The 18,636-nt window shown below is 45.4% G+C and carries 17 protein-coding genes and 2 pseudogenes; 15 read left to right on the top strand and 4 right to left on the bottom strand.

Annotation, left to right across the window (positions count from 1 at the left end):
* The first annotated feature begins 155 nt into the window (after positions 1 to 155).
* The 3 genes from GE278_04930 to GE278_04920 are packed head-to-tail and all read left to right on the top strand — an operon-like array spanning position 156 to position 4,392.
* Entirely contained in the window at positions 156 to 1,340 is a 1,185-nt protein-coding gene (locus GE278_04930) for a tyrosine-type recombinase/integrase (protein QLK60160.1), read from the top strand.
* A gap of 33 nt (positions 1,341 to 1,373) precedes the next feature.
* Entirely contained in the window at positions 1,374 to 3,005 is a 1,632-nt protein-coding gene (locus GE278_04925) for a hypothetical protein (protein ID QLK60159.1), read from the top strand.
* Positions 2,998 to 4,392 (top strand): hypothetical protein, encoded by a 1,395-nt coding sequence (locus GE278_04920; GenBank protein QLK60158.1) that lies wholly within the window; start codon positions 2,998 to 3,000, stop codon positions 4,390 to 4,392. Before GE278_04925 ends, GE278_04920 begins: the two co-directional genes overlap by 8 nt.
* Before the next feature lie 419 nt (positions 4,393 to 4,811).
* Here the strand turns inward: GE278_04920 and GE278_04915 are convergent, their stop codons facing one another.
* Both GE278_04915 and GE278_04910 read right to left on the bottom strand, forming a co-directional pair.
* Complete coding sequence (locus tag GE278_04915; GenBank protein ID QLK60157.1) at positions 4,812 to 4,988, bottom strand: transcriptional regulator; 177 nt, start codon at positions 4,986 to 4,988, stop codon at positions 4,812 to 4,814.
* A 6-nt stretch (positions 4,989 to 4,994) separates the two neighbouring features.
* On the bottom strand, positions 4,995 to 5,780 hold the full coding sequence (locus GE278_04910) for a capsid protein (GenBank protein QLK60156.1): 786 nt from the start codon (positions 5,778 to 5,780) through the stop codon (positions 4,995 to 4,997).
* Positions 5,781 to 6,345: 565 nt separating this feature from the next.
* Here GE278_04910 and GE278_04905 point away from each other — a divergent pair.
* The 6 genes and pseudogenes from GE278_04905 (at position 6,346) to GE278_04880 (ending at position 10,311) form a co-directional block, all read left to right on the top strand.
* Complete coding sequence (locus GE278_04905) at positions 6,346 to 6,606, top strand: AlpA family phage regulatory protein (GenBank protein ID QLK60155.1); 261 nt, start codon at positions 6,346 to 6,348, stop codon at positions 6,604 to 6,606.
* Positions 6,603 to 6,833, top strand: coding sequence for a hypothetical protein (locus tag GE278_04900; GenBank protein QLK60154.1), 231 nt, complete (start codon positions 6,603 to 6,605; stop codon positions 6,831 to 6,833). Before GE278_04905 ends, GE278_04900 begins: the two co-directional genes overlap by 4 nt.
* A gap of 13 nt (positions 6,834 to 6,846) precedes the next feature.
* Positions 6,847 to 7,371: pseudogene (locus tag GE278_04895) on the top strand (host cell division inhibitor Icd-like protein).
* Positions 7,368 to 7,631 carry a hypothetical protein gene (locus GE278_04890; protein QLK60153.1) on the top strand — a complete coding sequence of 88 codons (264 nt, stop codon included), beginning with the start codon at positions 7,368 to 7,370 and terminating at the stop codon, positions 7,629 to 7,631. The pseudogene GE278_04895 and the gene GE278_04890 overlap by 4 nt, the downstream one beginning before the upstream one ends.
* Positions 7,628 to 7,969: a hypothetical protein gene (locus GE278_04885; GenBank protein QLK60152.1), complete on the top strand. Its 342-nt coding sequence runs from the start codon at positions 7,628 to 7,630 to the stop codon at positions 7,967 to 7,969. Before GE278_04890 ends, GE278_04885 begins: the two co-directional genes overlap by 4 nt.
* 11 nt (positions 7,970 to 7,980) lie before the next feature.
* Entirely contained in the window at positions 7,981 to 10,311 is a 2,331-nt protein-coding gene (locus GE278_04880; GenBank protein ID QLK60151.1) for a DNA primase, read from the top strand.
* Between the two features lie 455 nt (positions 10,312 to 10,766).
* Here GE278_04880 and GE278_04875 read toward each other — a convergent pair whose 3' ends face one another.
* Positions 10,767 to 11,585 (bottom strand): hypothetical protein, encoded by an 819-nt coding sequence (locus GE278_04875; protein QLK63196.1) that lies wholly within the window; start codon positions 11,583 to 11,585, stop codon positions 10,767 to 10,769.
* 1,105 nt (positions 11,586 to 12,690) lie between these two features.
* Here GE278_04875 and GE278_04870 point away from each other — a divergent pair.
* Positions 12,691 to 12,774 (top strand): annotated as a pseudogene (locus tag GE278_04870) (ABC transporter substrate-binding protein).
* A 195-nt stretch (positions 12,775 to 12,969) separates the two neighbouring features.
* Here the strand turns inward: GE278_04870 and GE278_04865 are convergent.
* A complete protein-coding gene (locus GE278_04865; protein QLK60150.1) occupies positions 12,970 to 13,752 on the bottom strand; it encodes a DeoR family transcriptional regulator in 783 nt (260 codons plus the stop codon).
* A gap of 273 nt (positions 13,753 to 14,025) precedes the next feature.
* Between GE278_04865 and gatZ the strand changes: the two genes are divergently transcribed.
* From gatZ to gatD, 5 genes are all read left to right on the top strand, one after another.
* A complete protein-coding gene (gatZ, locus tag GE278_04860; protein QLK60149.1) occupies positions 14,026 to 15,321 on the top strand; it encodes a tagatose-bisphosphate aldolase subunit GatZ in 1,296 nt (431 codons plus the stop codon).
* Positions 15,314 to 15,796 carry a PTS galactitol transporter subunit IIA gene (gene gatA / locus GE278_04855; protein ID QLK60148.1) on the top strand — a complete coding sequence of 161 codons (483 nt, stop codon included), beginning with the start codon at positions 15,314 to 15,316 and terminating at the stop codon, positions 15,794 to 15,796. Before gatZ ends, gatA begins: the two co-directional genes overlap by 8 nt.
* Positions 15,797 to 15,889: 93 nt before the next feature.
* Positions 15,890 to 16,174: a PTS galactitol transporter subunit IIB gene (gatB, locus tag GE278_04850; protein QLK60147.1), complete on the top strand. Its 285-nt coding sequence runs from the start codon at positions 15,890 to 15,892 to the stop codon at positions 16,172 to 16,174.
* A gap of 3 nt (positions 16,175 to 16,177) precedes the next feature.
* A complete protein-coding gene (locus tag GE278_04845; GenBank protein QLK60146.1) occupies positions 16,178 to 17,542 on the top strand; it encodes a PTS galactitol transporter subunit IIC in 1,365 nt (454 codons plus the stop codon).
* Between the two features lie 44 nt (positions 17,543 to 17,586).
* A complete protein-coding gene (gene gatD / locus GE278_04840) occupies positions 17,587 to 18,636 on the top strand; it encodes a galactitol-1-phosphate 5-dehydrogenase (GenBank protein QLK60145.1) in 1,050 nt (349 codons plus the stop codon).

Below are 18,636 nucleotides of genomic sequence, written 5' to 3'. Positions count from 1 at the left end.
GTCCTGAAAGCCCGCATCCCTTCTAGGTTTGCGGGCTTTTTTGTGTCTGTAGAAGTCCGAGAAGATCCGCCTGAAACCGGCGTCTATTGGTATACGAATTGGTATACGCTAAGATATATACCAATAAACGTATACCAATTAGGGAAGATCCTTGCATGGCGCGGACTACACGCCCCCTCACCCACACCGAAATACAAAAAGCCAAAGCCACCGATAAAGACCTCACCTTGCATGACGGTGACGGCCTCTTTCTCCTGGTCAAAACCACCGGCAAGAAAATTTGGCGTTTCCGCTATCAGATTCCTAACACATCAAAACGCACCATGATCAGCCTTGGCGCTTACCCTGCACTTTCACTGGCTGATGCCAGAGAAGTCCGAGCTGAGAAGCTGGCGATGTTGGCGCGAAAGGTTGATCCACAAGCGAGAGCTGATGAAGAAGCTGAGAAGCTCCAGATCGCTCAGGAAAGCATTTTCATCAATGTTGCACGCAAATGGTTCGAGCTGAAAAAAAGTCACGTTAGCGCTGACCATGCTAAAGATATTTGGCGTTCTATTGAGAAAGACATCTTACCGAGTATTGAAAATGTTCCTGTTCAGGAGCTGAAAGCACGCGCCTTGATCCAGGTGTTAGAACCAATCAAAGCGCGCGGAGCATTAGAAACGGTCAGGCGGTTAGTCCAGCGAATCAATGAAATTATGATTTATGCGGTGAATGTGGGATTGATTGAGGCAAATCCAGCATCAGGTATAGGTAATGCTTTCGAACGCCCGAAGAAGCAGCACATGCCCACAATACGCCCTGAAGAACTGCCCAAGCTAATGCGCACCATTTCGATGAGCAATTTATCGATACCAACGCGCTGCCTGCTTGAATGGCAATTACTGACGCTAATACGCCCTGCAGAAGCATCAGCAACAGCCTGGTCAGAGATCGACATCGAGAATAAGCAGTGGTGTATTCCGGCAGAAAGAATGAAAGCCAAGCGTGATCATATAGTCCCATTGTCAAAACAAGCCTTAGAGTTGCTGGAAATTATGCGGCCGATTAGTGGTAATCGTCAGTACGTTTTTCCTAGCCGCAACAACCCGAATAAGCCCATGAACAGCCAAACGGCAAATGCAGCTCTGAAACGCATTGGATATGGGGGTAAACTTGTTGCCCATGGTTTACGTTCAATTGCCAGTACAGCTATGAATGAAGCAGGCTTCAACGCCGACGTTATCGAAGCGGCATTAGCGCATAGTGACAAAAATGAGGTTAGGCGGGCTTATAACCGTTCTGTATATTTAGAAAAAAGAGTTGATTTAATGCAGTGGTGGGGTAATAACGTAAAATAATAAATATACTTTAACTATGGAGTAATTGTTGAAATGCTCAAATACTTTAACGATGAAATCGACTTATTATTACAACCTGGAGTTTTGGGATTTTATGATAGAATAGAAGTCATAGAGATATTTTCTATAGATGAGGCTGGTGCAGCTGGCAATATCCTTACATTAATGATAGCTGAAGAATCTGGCTCATCAACCTTCCCTGAGGAAACTTATCTAACAGACAAATTAATTAAAGTTAATTCTTTAAAAAAATGGTGTTTCGGGATAAAGAAGTACTACTTAAGCTTAGAACAACTGAGTATGAAAGTTGTTAGTTTGACTCAAAAAAACCCATTGGGAAATAAGCAAAAAGAAATACGTAACCTGATCCGTTTAGATAAGAAATTTTCCCCTCCAAATTCTTACGAAATAGTACCTTTAAATAATATACTAAAGAACAACTTTCATAACGGCTCATATTTAATTGAATGGTTAGATAAAGGCAAAGAGAATCACCTTGACTTATTGTTGGATCCAATTAGTTTAAATACACTATCAGAAGAAATAAGTAAAATACTACCTATATTCATTTCTCCTCTTTCAGATAGAATTGGGAACTTCATTCTTCAAATCCCAGTAGATATTTTGATATCAAGGTTTGGATTAAGTTCTGATTCTGATAATTATTTGCTCAACTGCAAAATAGCTTGGCATATGAAATCCACCCCTCGAGATCTCATCATAAATTGTCGATTAACAGAAGAAGATAAGCTATGTGATGGATATCACACGGTGATATTGAGCAGCGAGGATACCGAAACTATTTTCCCAATAACTAATGCGAGAGGACATATAGGTACTGTGTGGGATCCAGAAAACAACCTTATATTATCTCAAACTAGGCCATCGGCTTTCATAACCCCTAGAGGTAAAATAACCACATCAGTCTCTGTAATGAAAGAGCGGATTTTGCCAAGTAAAAATGGTGAAATAAAGGTGGGAATTTCAGTTCCGGATAACCGAATAAAAAATATGAATAAAATTCAACTTCCGGTTGATTGGACTGAGCAAAGAATTTATGAAAATGATAGCGATTCATTGAAAAAAAGTCGTAAGTTTGTTCAATACAACCCTAAAGGTAAAGACAAAACAGTATCCAAAAAAGATGCTCTGGCAGATTTACTATATTTGATAAGTGAGCATGGCGCTAATTCAGTCTGGTTGTGGGATCCATATTTGAACGATCAAGATATTTTCTCAACTTTATTGTTTAACCGTCATTCACAGTCCTCAATGCGTGCAATCACTTCATTAGAACTTCCTCCAAATCAAGAAGAAGATAACGGCAAGAAAAATGCAAATTCAAAAAACGATATAATTGAATGTTATAAAAATAAATTTAATGAGATTTCTAGCGAATCTAAGAAAACATTCAATTTTGAGTTTAGATGTAAGGTTGGTAACAATGGTTGGTCTTTTCATGATAGATTTATAATTTTCCCTGGTATAGGATATCAACAGAAAACAAAAGCATGGTCTTTAGGAACATCAGTAAATTCATTCGGTACCAGTCATCATATATTGCAGCAGGTAACTGATGCACAACTTATAGCTAATGCGTTTATGGAGTTATGGGATTCATTATCTAAAGATGAATGTTTAATATGGAGAAATATCAATGAATAAAAAACATTCAACCCCTAAAGATATAAATTACATTGATGGTGAAATGAATCATCTTTTTCATAGTTTAAATACAAGAACAATAGATAAAAACTTTTTCAACATAATTGAAGAGTCAGGCATTGGCTCTACCCTAATAAATATCAAATCAGAAATAGCCCAAGGAAATAAAGAAAAGGTAAAGCATCCTGTAATTTTCTGGTTGTCTAATAAGTTGCAAAACGACTCTATAAACAATTCGGAATTACAACCCCTATTGATAGTTATATATTATTTATGCAATGACACATCCCTACTTTTAAAAAATTTTAGCTGTGGAAAAAAAATTTCAAGCACTATAATTTCTTACTGTCAAAAAACCTTAAATTCCTATATCCTTCCAGATGATTTTTTATCTTCATATGCTCGTCGTTTCTATGACAACAGAGAAAGTTTACAAAAACACTTGTGGGATAAAAGAATAGATGACTTTTATAGAGAAATATCAAAATACTATGACATTATAACAATACCCACCTCACTATTGATTAAATCTTCTTTGGTTATACTTTCCATTTACGACATAATGCTGGTTGATGAAGCTATCACTAACTTCGATACCCCCTTAAGTATATATGCAATAATTTCGTCATTAGAAAAATCTTACGCACTGGAACTTAGTATAAAAACTAATTCTTACGTTACAAGAAACATTTCATTATGTTATTTTTTCAATTCATTGGATCGAGTTACGCCGCTATCACAAGATGAAAGCGTACTTTTAACCACTGCTTTTACTAATATTTTTATCAAAAGTGACTTTGATATTTGGATGAAGATACTTAATGAATACCCTTGTCGATATGAGCATATACAATTAGCATTGGGAACAGCTCTTGCTAAAATAAATAGTGATGCAGCCATTGAATTATATATACAATCCATCAGTCTCTATCCTCATGATGTAGATTCAGGAAACGTAAACTCGAGAGAGACAGTAATGAAATGTCTTACTGAATTTTCTTTACATGCACCCACTGCATTGAGTAAAAAAACTTGGCTTGTCGCATTTAATAAATGGGAAAGCTGGAACTTTAGCAATGCTAATAATAATTATATCTTTCAAATATCCAAATCAGAGTTAGATTATCCAGTCATAAAACATTTTATAGAATCAATGAGCGAAAAACAAAGAGAGGAATATAAAAGCAATATTTTAAAAATGATAGAGAAAATAGATTGCGTTTGGTACAAATCACGTTCTGATCTAACCTCTAACTATTATCGCGCAATTTCAAAATTACAAATTTATCATCATGCTACTAATGCAGTGGATAACTCAGGAAATATAAACCTAAATGTTTATTATAAATATACTCTCTCTGACTACGACAAAATGCGCATATTATAAAAAGCTCTAAGATTAATTTATTTTCTTACGATTTGCATCATGCCTGAATTGTTGGTTTTGCAGACAGTGATTTATACAAACATGTCTTCAAAATGTACACCTGTGGCATAAGGCAGAATATGACGTATGAGCCCCGCGCGCGCAATTCTCCCCGCCTGCCCGCTGCTGACTTAGCTCACTGGTTTTAATGCATGAAGTAAAGCCTCTGAAAGCCAGTGTAGCAAGGGTTTTGAGCCATTTTGAGCACTCCCAATCGCATGCAAAACCATGCACCCTATGCATGCAGAGCTTACAAGGACAGGCTAGCCAGAGAAAAGGCTGTCAGGAGGGAGGGTTTTGCACCGTATTAATGAAAAATGCCGCCTTATTCGAAAGCGGCACTTGAGATCATTTTTTGGGGAATTGAAACGAGCTGAAATTTATATTTTACGTTTCAGATTTTCTCTTTTAACGATTTTACTGACACTTTCATTCGTTTTAAATGCGCATGAGCATTCCAGCCTGGTGCACTGATAATAAGATTCCTTAGTCTTTTCGGTGATATAACGGCTTGTGCGAATGTTAGAAACAGAGCTGCAAAGCGGGCAGCGCATCATTTGTTGTTACTCCTTACTTGGAGCAGCACGCTCTGCCAGCTTACGTGCAAGTAATTGCCTTTTTATCGGGCTTCGCAATAGCGCCATATCGACGCCAGGCAACGCAGGAGAATGTGTGCCAATTTTCTCCAGCACGGGTTCAGCATCCATATTTAACTGACCGATACGAGCCGCCACGATAAGCGCCTTGCCAATTTCAGCGCTGATAATTTTGGTGGGCTCAACATAATGACCGGATTGTGTTTCCTGGTAGCTGACGTTTGATAACGCCTGAAGTTTAAGTTTCACAGCGCGTACCAGCGCCGGACTGAGATTGTTGATGGCCAGTCGCCACTGATGGTCAGCATAGGCATTCAGTGCGCTGCGGTGGGCGCTAATCAACGCATCCCCGGCATTAGCACAATGCAACATCGCTGATTCTTTCTCGACAATCAATTCTTCAATGAGATCATCGAACTCTTTGACCAATCCCTGCTGAACAGCTCGCTGACTGTGCGCGTTTTTTAGCTCGTCCGTCATAACACCGCGTGACTTGCGAAAACGTGAACGCCAGCTTTCTTCATTCTCTTTGATTTCGCTGTTCGCCGTTTCTTTTTCCTGGACGCATCGGGCAATCGAACTTTCAATTTCATCCAGTGCCTGCTTTTCCTGAGCAAAAGCCGCTTTGGCCTGCTCAAAGTGTTGGATAGCGCCTTCCGCGTTTCCTGATGATGGCTTTTCGTTGTGACCGGCTTTGACCTTAAGAAAGTCCTGGATAACGGCTTCGACGGTTTTGGTTGAATCGGGTTTCATGGCATACCTCAGCAATGTGTTGTCAATGTGAGGATATTGTGGGGAGGCTGGCACAACTTTTCTATCTGATGGCGTTTGCTCAGTGCTGGTACAACGGACTTGGACGTAAGCCATGAAAGTGGAGAGAGTTTATATTTCTATAAATACTATTCACTACTGTTCACTCTAAAATAAAATAGTATTAAATCATTAAGTTAAGCAGTGAACACCTCATCTAAAGGTATTCACTTACTGTTCACTACTCTTCACTGTCTGTAAATCTTTCTCTGGCTAGCCAAAAATAAATAAATGTTTATTCCTATTAATATATTAATTTCAATCGTTAAAACAGCTTAACCAACTGAGCATTTGGTAACCTACTGAGTAGCATTGAGCATTATTGATTAACATTGGCAATCATTGGCAAATTGGCTCAAATCCCATTAAAAAAAATACAAAGCATTTCAGGCGTTTTGTCGTTCGGAGGCTTGTTGCTAAACGCAAAAATATTCTCACAATAGGGGGCTCCTTAACGAAACAGCCGGTACTGGACGTGTCCAGCCGGATACAAATATGAGGTAGCACCATGCTCTCCGCCGCTCAAAATACGCCCCCTTCTTCTGCCCCTGTGATGCCACCAGTTTACCCACGCGATCGCTTTATGCGACTGCCTGAAGTGATCCACACCACTGGCCTCTCCCGCTCCACCCTCTACGACTTGATCAGCCGTCAGCAATTTCCCGCGCAGATTTCTCTCGGTGGTAAGAACGTGGCCTGGCTGGCCTCCGAGATTGAGAGCTGGATGAATGACCGCATCGCCGCCCGCACTCAGGAGACCATGCAATGATTTCTCTGTCTGTCGGTCATCATAATATCCAGCTCAATACACAAGAGGCGGCCTATCTGGCTGAAGGCCTGATGGCTGCCGCCTGCGGCAGAAAGAACCCTTTGCCTGCGTTTACCAGCAATACCCTGGGCGTGTTATCCGTAACAGCCGAAAGCGTGAGTTCAGAGGATGATTCACACTTCCGATCAAATCCGCAGCAGTCCGATCAAGTCCTGACCGATTGCTAAGGAGAAACGTCCAATGCTTCAAAAAAGGCTTTTCTCTGGCGAGCCCCTGCTCTATAGTTTTTGTGCTGCCGCAAAATCGGCAGCCGGGCGTGAGAACCCGAGCAACTCAATGGCGACACAACACGCGCCTGGCGTGTTTTTTTATGTCGTAGCCTTAGCGCACCTGTTATCTGCTCAGTGGTTTCTTAACCGCTGTGCTTATCAAGCAATGGTAGCTCAGGCGGGGCAGCCTTCGGGCTGGCCGGTATTCGTTGAGGCCGGTATTCTCACCCCCGTCTGGGCTACCACCCAAGAGCGTGAGAACTCTAGTGGTAGCAATAACCATTACTCAATGGAGGCTGCCACCATGGCTACAACCCTCACCACGCCACATCCTAAATTTACGTTCCTGTTCGCCGCCGTGCGCCGTGCTGAACCCAAAGCGCCGGTCTGCATGCTGCGCTCCGCCGCCGACAATGAAGATTCTGCCCGTCGCCTGTTTGCCCGTGACTATGTGCTGTGCTTTGCCGGTCGCCTGCCCGCTCAGGAGGCCGCATGAACAAACTCGCTTCCTTCTATTTCCCCAACACCCATTATCCTATCCCGCATGCTGATTTCCTGCGCCTGCAACACGCGCACAACGTCGGCGTGATGTTCCTCGACATGCTTGATACCCAGGACTCGTTAGGGCATGTGCCCAGCGGCGATCAGTTGAACTCAATGGCATCCATGGTTGCACTGCTCACTGACCAGCTCGGCAAAGTGGTAGACACCTGCGAAACCGCCATAAAAACGCAAATGGAGGATGTCTACGAATGAATATGACTCAACAGTCATGCCTGCCGGTTGAAGTGCTCACTGCCCTTTACCGCCGCGCCCTAGCACAGGCCTATCTCGACGCCTGCAACGCCTACGGCGTTGAAACCGGCTACTCGCTTGATGAACTGCAAATGACCATCGCGAAGGAAGTCGAAAGCTACTACATCCGTCAGCACGGCGCAAAGCTGGGTATGGACATCGCCTGCGCCATGCTCAGGGATATGGTGCAGCCCGATATTTTGGTGGCAAAACCCCGCCTGACACCGCTCGGAGAATCCATGATGGACGAGCTGTTCCGGCCTTGTCTTCACACCACTCCTGAAACCACGCTGCACTGACAGAGGCGCATATGACACAAATGATTGTTCAAAACACCGTGAGCGCCGCGACAGGGCGCTGGCCTCAGCTTCTGCCCGCGCTGGGTATAAACGTTGCCCCTCACGGGCATCATTCCGCCTGCCCTGTTTGCGGGGGCAAAGACCGCTTTCGCTTCGATAATCAGGCAGGAAGAGGCACCTGGATATGTAACCATTGCGGTGCCGGTGACGGGCTAAATCTGGTTGCGAAAACGCTGGATATCACCACGAAAGAGGCCGCCGTGAAGGTGGCTGAGATTCTGGGAGAGGTTCAGCCACTTGTGGTTCATCACGACGAGGCCGCTGTTCAACGGCAAAAAGACGATGCCCGCCAGAAGGCCGCCGTGCAGGCGAAAATGTTGGTAAATGCAGCCCGCAAAGCTTCAGGCAATGCCTATCTGGAGAAAAAAGGCTGGGTGGATAAGGAGGCACTGACCTTACAGGGTAACGGCCTGCGCGTGGGCGGCGTAGATTTCGCGGCGGGTGACCTGGTCATTGCGCTTTATGATTTGTCAGGCAACCTGGTCAACGCCCAGCTCATTAACGAGTCGGGCGAAAAACGCATGCTTGCGGGTGGACAGGTTACCGGCGCCGCTCATCATTTTGAAGGGAACGACAACGCTGTTATCTGGATGGCAGAAGGCTATTCAACCGGCCTGACAATACATGCGCTGACGGGTGAAACCGTGTATGTGGCACTGAGTGCCAATAACTTCCCTCATCTGGCTGAGTGCCTTCGGGAGAAATACCCTGACGCCGTTCTGTTTATGGCGGCAGATAATGATGAGAACGGCACAGGACAGAAGAGAGCGAAAGAAGCCGCAAATCTGGTCAGCGGGAAGGTTGCGATCCCCTTAATCGCCGGTGACTGGAACGATGTATTCATGCAGGAAGGGCGTGACTACACGCTAGAACAGCTCCGCGCTTTTACTCTGCAATCTCCTAAGAGCCCCTTTGAAACGGTCAGTGATGCCGATCTCAAGGCCATGAGCCAGAGTGAGAAGTGTGAACTGCTGATAGTCCATTATGCACACCGTCTGGCTATGCCTCCGGTGGGGGAAGATCTTTGCCGCTATGAGAACGGGGCTTGGCAGGTATTGCCGCACAGGATCCTCAGCCGTGAAATTGCCGCTCTATTTCAGAAAGCACAAGCGCCTTTTTCAGCGCCCCTCATTAGCGGCATGATCGAAACCCTAAAGCTCATGGTGCCTGAAATGAGCAAGCCCGCACGTCACTTAATTGGTTTTCGCAATGGCGTTTTTGACACCCGTACCGGAAGTTTTAGCTCTCACCGCAAAGATAATTGGTTGCGTACCGTCAACAGCGTGGATTACTCGCAGGCCAAGCCAGGGGAAAATCTTGCCGAGCATGCCCCTCACTTCTGGCAATGGCTGACGCGGGCGGCAAACCAGCAAAGCGAAAAGCAAGAGCGTATTCTCGCGGCGCTTTTCATGGTTCTGGCAAACCGGTATGACTGGCAATTGTTCCTTGAAGTGACAGGGCCAGGCGGCAGTGGTAAAAGCGTCATGGCAGCCATAGCGCGCATGCTTGCAGGGAATGACAATACCACCTCAGCCAGCATCGAAACGCTGGAGTCTTCCCGCGAACGGGCTTCCCTGGTGGGATACTCACTGATCATCTTACCCGACCAGGAGAAATGGAGCGGCGACGGTGCAGGGATTAAAGCCATCACCGGCGGCGATGCGGTAGCCATTGACCCGAAATACCGTGACGCTTATTCAGCACACATTCCGGCGGTAATCCTGGCAGTGAACAACAACCCAATGCAGTTCAGTGACCGCAGCGGCGGCGTATCGCGCCGGCGAGTGATCATCACTTTCCCTGAGGTGATACCTGCCAATGAACGAGATCCGCAGCTAATAGAGAAAATAGGTCAGGAACTGGCGATCATTGTTCGCCACTTGATGCAACGTTTTGCCGTTCCCAGTGATGCACGCGAGCTGTTACAGGCACAGCAGAATTCCGATGAAGCACTGGAGATAAAACGCAGTGCAGATCCGTTGGTAGATTTCTGTGGTTACCTGTTGGCAGTCAGCACACCAAACGGCCTTTATATTGGCAACGCCAACATTATTCCGGCTAACCCGCGCAAGTATCTCTATCACGCATACCTGTCGTTTATGGAGGCGCGAGGGCATCAGCGCCCTATGAGCCTGACGGCTTTTGGTCGGGCAGTACCGCAAACGTTAAGAGAGTATGAGATTGAATTCTTGAAGCGAAAAACTAATCAGGGAATGCAGACCAACCTCACCTTAAACGATGACAGTGAGGCGGATTGGTTGCCGAAGTGCGAGACATTATAACTACTCATTTGAACCGGCTTAGGCCGGTTTTTTATGCGTAAAATGGCAACTGGTCACTTTCAAGTGATTAGTTATGGACAGTTAAGAATAAACCAGAAAACACCTAACACCATGAAATTAAACACAAAAAATTCAAAAGTGAACAGTATGACCAGTTTTGTCTTTAAATCTTTTCTACGCTAAATTTTATGACTGTTCATTGCACGTCTGCTTAAGTAATTTCCGCATAATGTGACAGGGAGGGCTATTGCTTCTCAAGAAAACACTATTAGAGATAATATGAATGAAATCCAATTCGAAAGAAGGGTATATGCTAAAAGTGGATATTGCTCATATCACGTAGTGTTAATCCATGAGGAAATAGCCATTTGTGGAAGATCATTGACTTTTTGTTAGTAAGTGGAGATGATAGACACCTTCGATAGAGGTCGACTGGTGTCTATATGTGAGCTTGCTCACTGAGCAGGGTTCGATTCCCTAACCTCGGGCCTACCTTTTGCGAATTTAAAATATGCGTTTTTATCCTTTATTGCATTCGTAATCTCATCCGAACACTTAATATAATCTAAATTTGCAGCTTCTATTATTCTCTCTATGTTTATGTTTTTTGCACCTAAAATATTAGCGCTTAATAAAATCGCATTTTCATATGTGACATCTTTAAAATCGCAGTTTTTCATAATGCAGCTTTTCAAGTTACTTTGATTTAAAAAACCGCCAGAAAAGTTACAATCTTCGAACTCAACATTTTGAAAATTTGCATTGTGCGCTTTAATGTTTTTAAGATTACATCTTATAAATTTTACGTTTTTTACTCTATTCCTATCAATATTTAAGGCTTGAATTTCACAGTCCACGAATGAACAGTCGCGAATGTAAGAGTCGGACATGTTCAAGCTCTTTAAATCAGCATTTTTGAAATTTAGATATTTTATGACGGATAGTTTAGTTAATTCTATTCGTTGAACATTGATATTAAAAACACCTTTACTGTTTAATTGCCTTATAATTTTAATTTTCATTATATTCAATTCTGCAGACGAATGTTTTGCAAGATTCTCGAGGTCTTCGAGGAGTTCTTTGACAGCTTCTTTGTTCTGCCGTTTGTGTTCGAAATAATAAAGAATAACACCCAAAATAAGGAAGTCGAGAATTGAAGAGTTAGCATTAACAAGGAAGTTTTCTAAAAATGTCTTAGAATAGTTATTAGTTGCCAGTGTAATGGCGATGATTGCTATTGCATACGCTAAAAAAATAAAAACTATATTCCTCATATTCATCATAGTTCTATTAAAAGACTCAACCTCCTCGAATAATTTCTTCTTACATTCTTTTTTTAGATGAATTAGAGCATTAAGTGCATATACGATATCTGATTTTAAAACCTCAAAATAATTTCCAATTGAAAGTAATTTTTTTCTGATTAGCGATTTTATTTTTTCTATTTGAATGGATGAAAAAGATGAAGTGTTCATTTGCGTCCTGTTAAATTTTAGGCTACTTCATTGAAAGTTAGATCATACATGATTTAATGTACCGTTGTGTAGTATGCCAGACAAAAGAACACTTTAATTCGGGGTCTTGGAACATTGGCCTGCGCGGCATTTATTAACATATAGAGCTGTTAGTAATGCTCTCGTTGTGTACTGATTGACTTTATATGTCCGCTTCTAGCTCACCTAGACGCTGAGATGCCACTTACGAAATAAACCCACCGCAGCCATTTTGAGCTGCCTACAGATCGGTAAACTTGCATTAGCATAACTGCCGTTGGATCGGGTAGGAGCCACTGCAAGATGGTGAGCTAGGTTCACCTAACTATTGCTGGCCACAAAGCTAAAAAGCCGGTAAATAGAAATTTTTAAAGCTCCCAATATGTGTGCTTAAAATTGTCGAATAAACACTCGATAAATGATCCATTTACGATAAGGTTACTGCTACGACATTAGCTTGTTTAATAAGAGTGAACCCCTATCAAAATCGTGATTGGTATACGCTTAGGTATACACCACAAATTTGAATTAATAATTAAATAGTTAAAACAACAAGTTAGCCGATCACCTCAACTTCCCCCAGCTCGGTTATTACCAGATAAGGCCGTTACCGCAAAGAAAGCCGCAGCCCGCAAGGGTTTGCGGCTTTTTTATTGCTTGTTATTTTGATTTCCAGAATACTTTCCTGTTCTTTTCAAAGCTATACACCACATTTAACGAAAAGTTATATCATGGATTCGCTTTCCCAGTCTGCGTGATAATAGATTTTCGCGATGTTCATCCTATTTGTATTTTTCTTTCAGGTTCGCCGCTTGCCCCTGAGCAACGCCAATCTTCTGGTTGACGTTGCTAAGAGCAATTACCTGGAGGTCTACGCGCAGGGCAAGTGGCAGAAATCCATAAAAATGGCGCATGTATCACTTTGGAAATGAAATACTTCACTTTTGAGGTCTACCTTAAGAAGTCTTGATACCCCCTTTACTGCCACAGGGGCCATCCCCTGCGGCCTCTGCTTTGAATTCATCTCCCAAAATACGCTGTCTGCTACTGCAACGCCTTCACATTGTTTTCGTGATGCCACTCACGCCTTAAAACTGCTTGTTTCCCTTATTTTCCCGACAGCATACAGTCAGCATGCGTTCAAAATACCTTGTTCGATAGGGAGTTACACAAGAATGAGATCGGTCGATGTCTGTTTCAGTGCCTGCTGTGCCTCTTCGCTGATGTCCGTATCGGTGATGATGGCGTCGATTTTATCCATTGGCAGCACAAGATTGTATCCGCGACGCCCAAACTTGGTGGAGTCGGTGACGACAACAACCCGTTGAGCTGCATCCGCCATAATGCTGCTGATACTGTAACCCTCATTAAACGTCGTGATGCCGGATGCCGCATCCAGGCCATCAGCGCCGACGAACATTAGGTTGGCGACAATCCCCTGCAAGGCATATTCGGTAATGTTGCCATGCAATGAACGCGTTTTATGTCTCAGCGTTCCGCCGCACACTACAAGCGTGATATCGGGATTTTCGGAAAGGACAAAGGCAGCAGGTAAATTATTGGTAATGACAGTGATATCGCCGGATTTCACCAGTTCTTCGGCAAGTAACATCGTAGTACTGCCGCTGTCGAGGATCACGGTATTGCCTGGCTTAACCATGCCAGCAGCCGCCAAAGCAATACGTTTTTTAGGATCACTGGCATGAAGATAACGTTCCTCCAGCACCATTTCATGCTGCTGCTTATCCTGCCCGCTGTTCTCATTCTCCTTTCGCCTGGCCGCTCCGCCATGAAAACGGGTCAGTTCACCTTTTTGGTCCAGCAAACTCAGATCAGAGCGAATGGTCACTTCGGAAACACCGAAAGCACTCGAAAGGTCCGCAACCTGAACATTCCCCTTCAGATTGACTAACTCAATAATTCTATTGCGACGATCGTAAGTATTCATTCTGTTTAGCCCAAAACGCCATATAGGCCTTAGTGTAAACAAAAGACTTCGTAATGAGGAGAAAAAAATAGTCTGAATGTGAAACACGTAACCTTGATTTATTGAACTATCCATTTGTGTACAGAATGAAATTACACGGTACAGCACGCCAAATGAAAGAAAACGAATGAAATAACTTACGAAATATTACGATCATCATCACGAAAAACAAAGAACGCTATTGTCTGGATTTCGGAAAGATACGAACATCTTCGAAAACAAACGGAGGCAAAAATGAAAGAATTAATATCCAAACATAAGAAAGGCGAAAGTATCGGTATTTGCTCAGTCTGTTCGGCTCACCCTTTGGTGATCGAGGCGGCACTTCGGGAAGACCTACAAACCAACCGTAAAGTCCTTATCGAGGCCACGTCCAATCAGGTCAATCAGTTCGGTGGCTATACCGGTATGCAGCCCATTGATTTTCGCGATTTCGTTCTCGCGATAGCCGATAAAATCGGCTTCCCTGTTCAGCGCCTGATATTAGGGGGCGATCATCTGGGGCCAAATTGCTGGCAGAGCGAAAATGCTGAAAGCGCAATGAGTAAGGCGGAAGTCTTAATCGCGCGCTACGTGGAAGCAGGTTTCAGTAAAATTCATCTGGATGCCTCAATGTCCTGTGCTGATGATCCTATTACGCTGGATCCTTTTATTGTCGCTCAGCGTGCAGCACGTTTATGTCAAGTCGCTGAAAAAGTAGCAACACTGCAGCAAAAAGCGTCTCTGACATATGTCATTGGTACAGAAGTGCCTGTGCCCGGCGGCGAAGCATCGGCCATTCAGCACGTGCACGTTACCGCAGCCAGAGACGCAAAAGCGACGCTGGATATGCATCATCAGGCATTTCGTGAAGCCGGCCTGGAAGAAGCTATTAATCGGATCATCGCCGTCGTAGTTCAACCTGGTGTAGAGTTCGATCACAGCACAGTGATCCATTATCAGCCCGATCTCGCACAAGATTTATCAGCCTATATAAAAACCACTCCACTGGTTTACGAGGCACATTCCACCGATTACCAGACCCGGGACTCCTACCGCAATCTGGTTAAAGATCATTACGCCATTCTCAAAGTCGGCCCAGCGCTAACTTTTGCGTTACGTGAGGCTGTTTTCGCACTCGCCAGTATCGAACAAGTCCTCGTTGCGCCCGAATCCCGCAGCCAGCTCCTGACGGTAATCGACGGTGTCATGCTTGATGAACCAGGTTACTGGAAAAAGTATTACAGCCCGACATTCAGCCTGTCACTTATCGATCTTCATTTCAGCCTTTCTGATCGTATTCGCTACTACTGGCCACACACCCGTATCAACCGAGCGATGGAAGTACTGATCAGTAATTTACAATCCATCGATATCCCACTGGGACTGCTAAGCCAGTATCTGCCAGCCCAGTTTGAACGTGTGATGGCAGGCGATCTGGCCAGCGATCCTCATGAACTGATTATCGACAAAATTCAAGACGTTTTACGCGCCTATCACTTTGGCTGTACTCCACTGAGAACAACCTGCGGAGAGTGCAGCCATGCATAACTGCGAAGTCTTCGTGAAAACAGGCATCACCTTTGAGGATCACCACTCAGCACTGACCCACATCGGTGAGTACATGGTGCAGGCGGGCGTCGTTGAAACCAGCTATCCACAGGCCTTATTGGTTCGTGAAGCGGAATACCCGACCGGTATCCAGCTCGAGCAACATGCGGTTGCCATTCCGCATTGTGATGCTACTCACGCCCGCACGCCGGCCATTTACCTCATCCGCCCTGATGCACCCGTCGAATTCTTTCAGGCTGATGACGAAGGCACGGTCCCGGCTTCTCTGATTGTGGCGCTAATCGTCACGCATCCGTCTGAGCAACTGACCTTATTGCGCCAGTTATTCAGCCAGTTGCAGGATCCTTCCTTTTTTGAAAGCTTGCTGACGGTCCCCGAAGACCAGCTGGCAACCCTGTTTAAGCAACACGTATTTATCACTACACCCGAGAAAATGGCCGCGGTTCCTGCCTGACGTGGTGTTGAACAAAGAGATTTTTCCGACCCAATCTGTACCCGAAGTCCTACAAAAAATAACATCAAAAACAGACTATTAAGGAGTCTTACCGTGAAACGAAAAGTCATTGTCGCCTGTGGCGGCGCTGTAGCTACCTCAACGCTGGCGGCAGAGGAAATTAAAGAGCTGTGTGAAGCGCACGGTATCCAGGTGGAACTTGTGCAGTGCCGTATCAATGAAATTGAAACCTTCATGGATGGCGTCCACCTGATTTGTACCACAGCCAAAGTCGACCGCACGTTCGGCGATATTCCGCTGGTTCACGGTATGCCGTTTATCTCCGGCATGGGCATGGAAAAGTTGCGCGAAGAAATACTGACCCTGTTACAGGAGTAAGCTATGTTTACCGAAATTATGCGCTACATCCTCGATCTCGGGCCGACAGTCATGCTGCCGGGCGTGATCATCATTTTCTCCCTGATATTAGGGATGAAGCTGGGGGATTCTTTTAAATCTGCCATTCACATTGGGATTGGTTTTGTGGGTATCGGGCTGGTCATCGGCCTGATGCTTGATTCCATCGGGCCTGCCGCGAAAGCGATGGCGGAACATTTTCAAATCAATCTGCAAGTTGTCGATATCGGCTGGCCGGGCTCGTCGCCTATGACCTGGGCATCGCAAATTGCACTGGTCGCTATTCCCATTGCTATCGGTGTAAACATCGTCATGTTACTGACCCGCATGACACGCGTCGTCAATGTGGATATCTGGAATATCTGGCACATGACCTTTACCGGCGCCATGTTGCATCTCGCAACCGGTTCCTATTGGTTGGGGATTATGGGCGTAGTGGTGCATGCGGCGTTTATCTACAAACTGGGTGACTGGTTTGCCAGGGATACGCGAGATTTCTTTAATCTCGAAGGTATCGCTATTCCTCACGGTTCATCGGCTTACCTTGGGCCTATTGCCGTGCTGGTCGATACCCTTATTGAAAAAATCCCTGGCCTGAACAAAATTCACTTCAGCGCAGATGACGTACAAAAACGTTTCGGCCCATTTGGCGAACCGGTCACCGTCGGTTTTGCGATGGGGCTGATCATCGGCTACCTCGCGGGTTATGACATCAAAGGCATATTGCAACTGGCGGTCAAAACGGCTGCGGTTATGCTGCTGATGCCGCGAGTGATCAAACCGATTATGGATGGCTTAACGCCAATTGCACGCCATGCTCGTACCCGTCTGCAAGCCCGCTTCGGAGGGCAGGAATTCCTGATTGGTCTGGATCCGGCGCTGTTACTCGGTCACACCGCCGTTGTCTCCGCCAGCCTGATCTTTATTCCGCTGACGATCCTGATAGCGGTACTGGTTCCGGGAAATCAGGTCTTGCCGTTCGGCGATCTCGCTACCATCGGCTTCTTTGTTGCCATTGCAGTCGCGGTGCATCAGGGCAACCTGTTCCGCACGTTAATCTCCGGATGCATCATCATGAGTATCACCCTGTGGATTGCCACGCAGACCATCGATTTGCATACCCAGCTGGCAGCAAATGCTGGAGCTTTAAGCGCGGGTGGCAGGGTCGCTTCAATGGATCAGGGCGGTTCACCGATCACTTATCTGCTGATTCAACTCTGTACGCTTAAAAATATCGCAGGGTTAAGCATCATTGGTGTGATTTACGCTATTGGTGTCTTCCTCACATGGCGTCGCGCCCGCAATTTCATCAAAACCGAAAAGCTAGCCGCTGAACTGGCCAACGCTTAAATCTTCATTCCGGCGGGGGCCCCCCCGCCAAAAGGAAACTGACTATGAAATCTGTCGTTGTACATACCGGCGGGGAGATGACCGTTGAGGAGAGCCCGATGCCTGCACTTAACGCTCCTGATGACGTGCTGGTGCGTGTTGCCTATTCCGGCCTGTGCGGTTCTGATATTCCGCGCATTTTTTCTAACGGTGCGCATTTTTATCCGATAACGCTCGGCCACGAATTCAGCGGCCACGTGATCAGCACTGGCACAGATTGCGGTGATTTGCAGGAAGGTGATGCTGTGGTTTGCGTACCGTTATTACCTTGTTTTCAATGCGAGGCGTGCAGCAAGGCAGCGTACTCACAGTGTAAGCACTATCAGTTTATTGGCTCACGCCGCGACGGTGGGCACGCCGAATTTGTCGTGGTTTCACGTAAAAACCTCTTCAGGCTGCCGGAAGGCTCTTCGCTGATGCAGGGCGCATTTTTTGAACCCATAACCGTCGGATTACATGCCTTAAAACTGGCGGGTGGATGCGAGGGTAAAGAAGTGATCGTAATTGGTGCGGGCACTATCGGCCAGCTCATCATTCAGGCTGCTGGTGCGTTGGGTGCAAAATCCGTCACCGCGATTGATATCAATCCTCAAAGACTGGATCTGGCCTTAAGCACCGGCGCCACCCATGCCTGTGACAGTGCAATCATGAGTGAGGAGGAAATACGTCAGCATACTCATGAACGCCGCTTTAATCAGCTAATCCTTGAGACTGCAGGTACGCCACAAACCGTGGCGCTGGCTCTGGATATCGCAGGTCCGAAAGCGCAAGTCGCGCTGGTTGGCACCTTACACAAAGATCTGACGCTAAACGTGGCCACCTTCAGCCATATTTTACGCAAAGAGCTGACGATATTGGGCAGTTGGATGAATTACTCCGCGCCGTGGCCGGGCAGCGAGTGGCAACAGGCAACGCAGTTGTTTGCCGAAAATAAGATGAACCTGGAGCCGCTTATTGCAAGCCTCAGCACCCCGGAGGAGTTCGTCACAGATGTGATTTCGCTGGCGGGCAAGCCGATGACCGGCAAAATTTTGCTGGATATGACAGGGAGATGA

This window comes from Enterobacteriaceae bacterium Kacie_13 (assembly GCA_013457415.1).
Taxonomy (GTDB): domain Bacteria; phylum Pseudomonadota; class Gammaproteobacteria; order Enterobacterales; family Enterobacteriaceae; genus Rahnella.
This window is presented reverse-complemented; position numbering and strand designations above follow the sequence as displayed.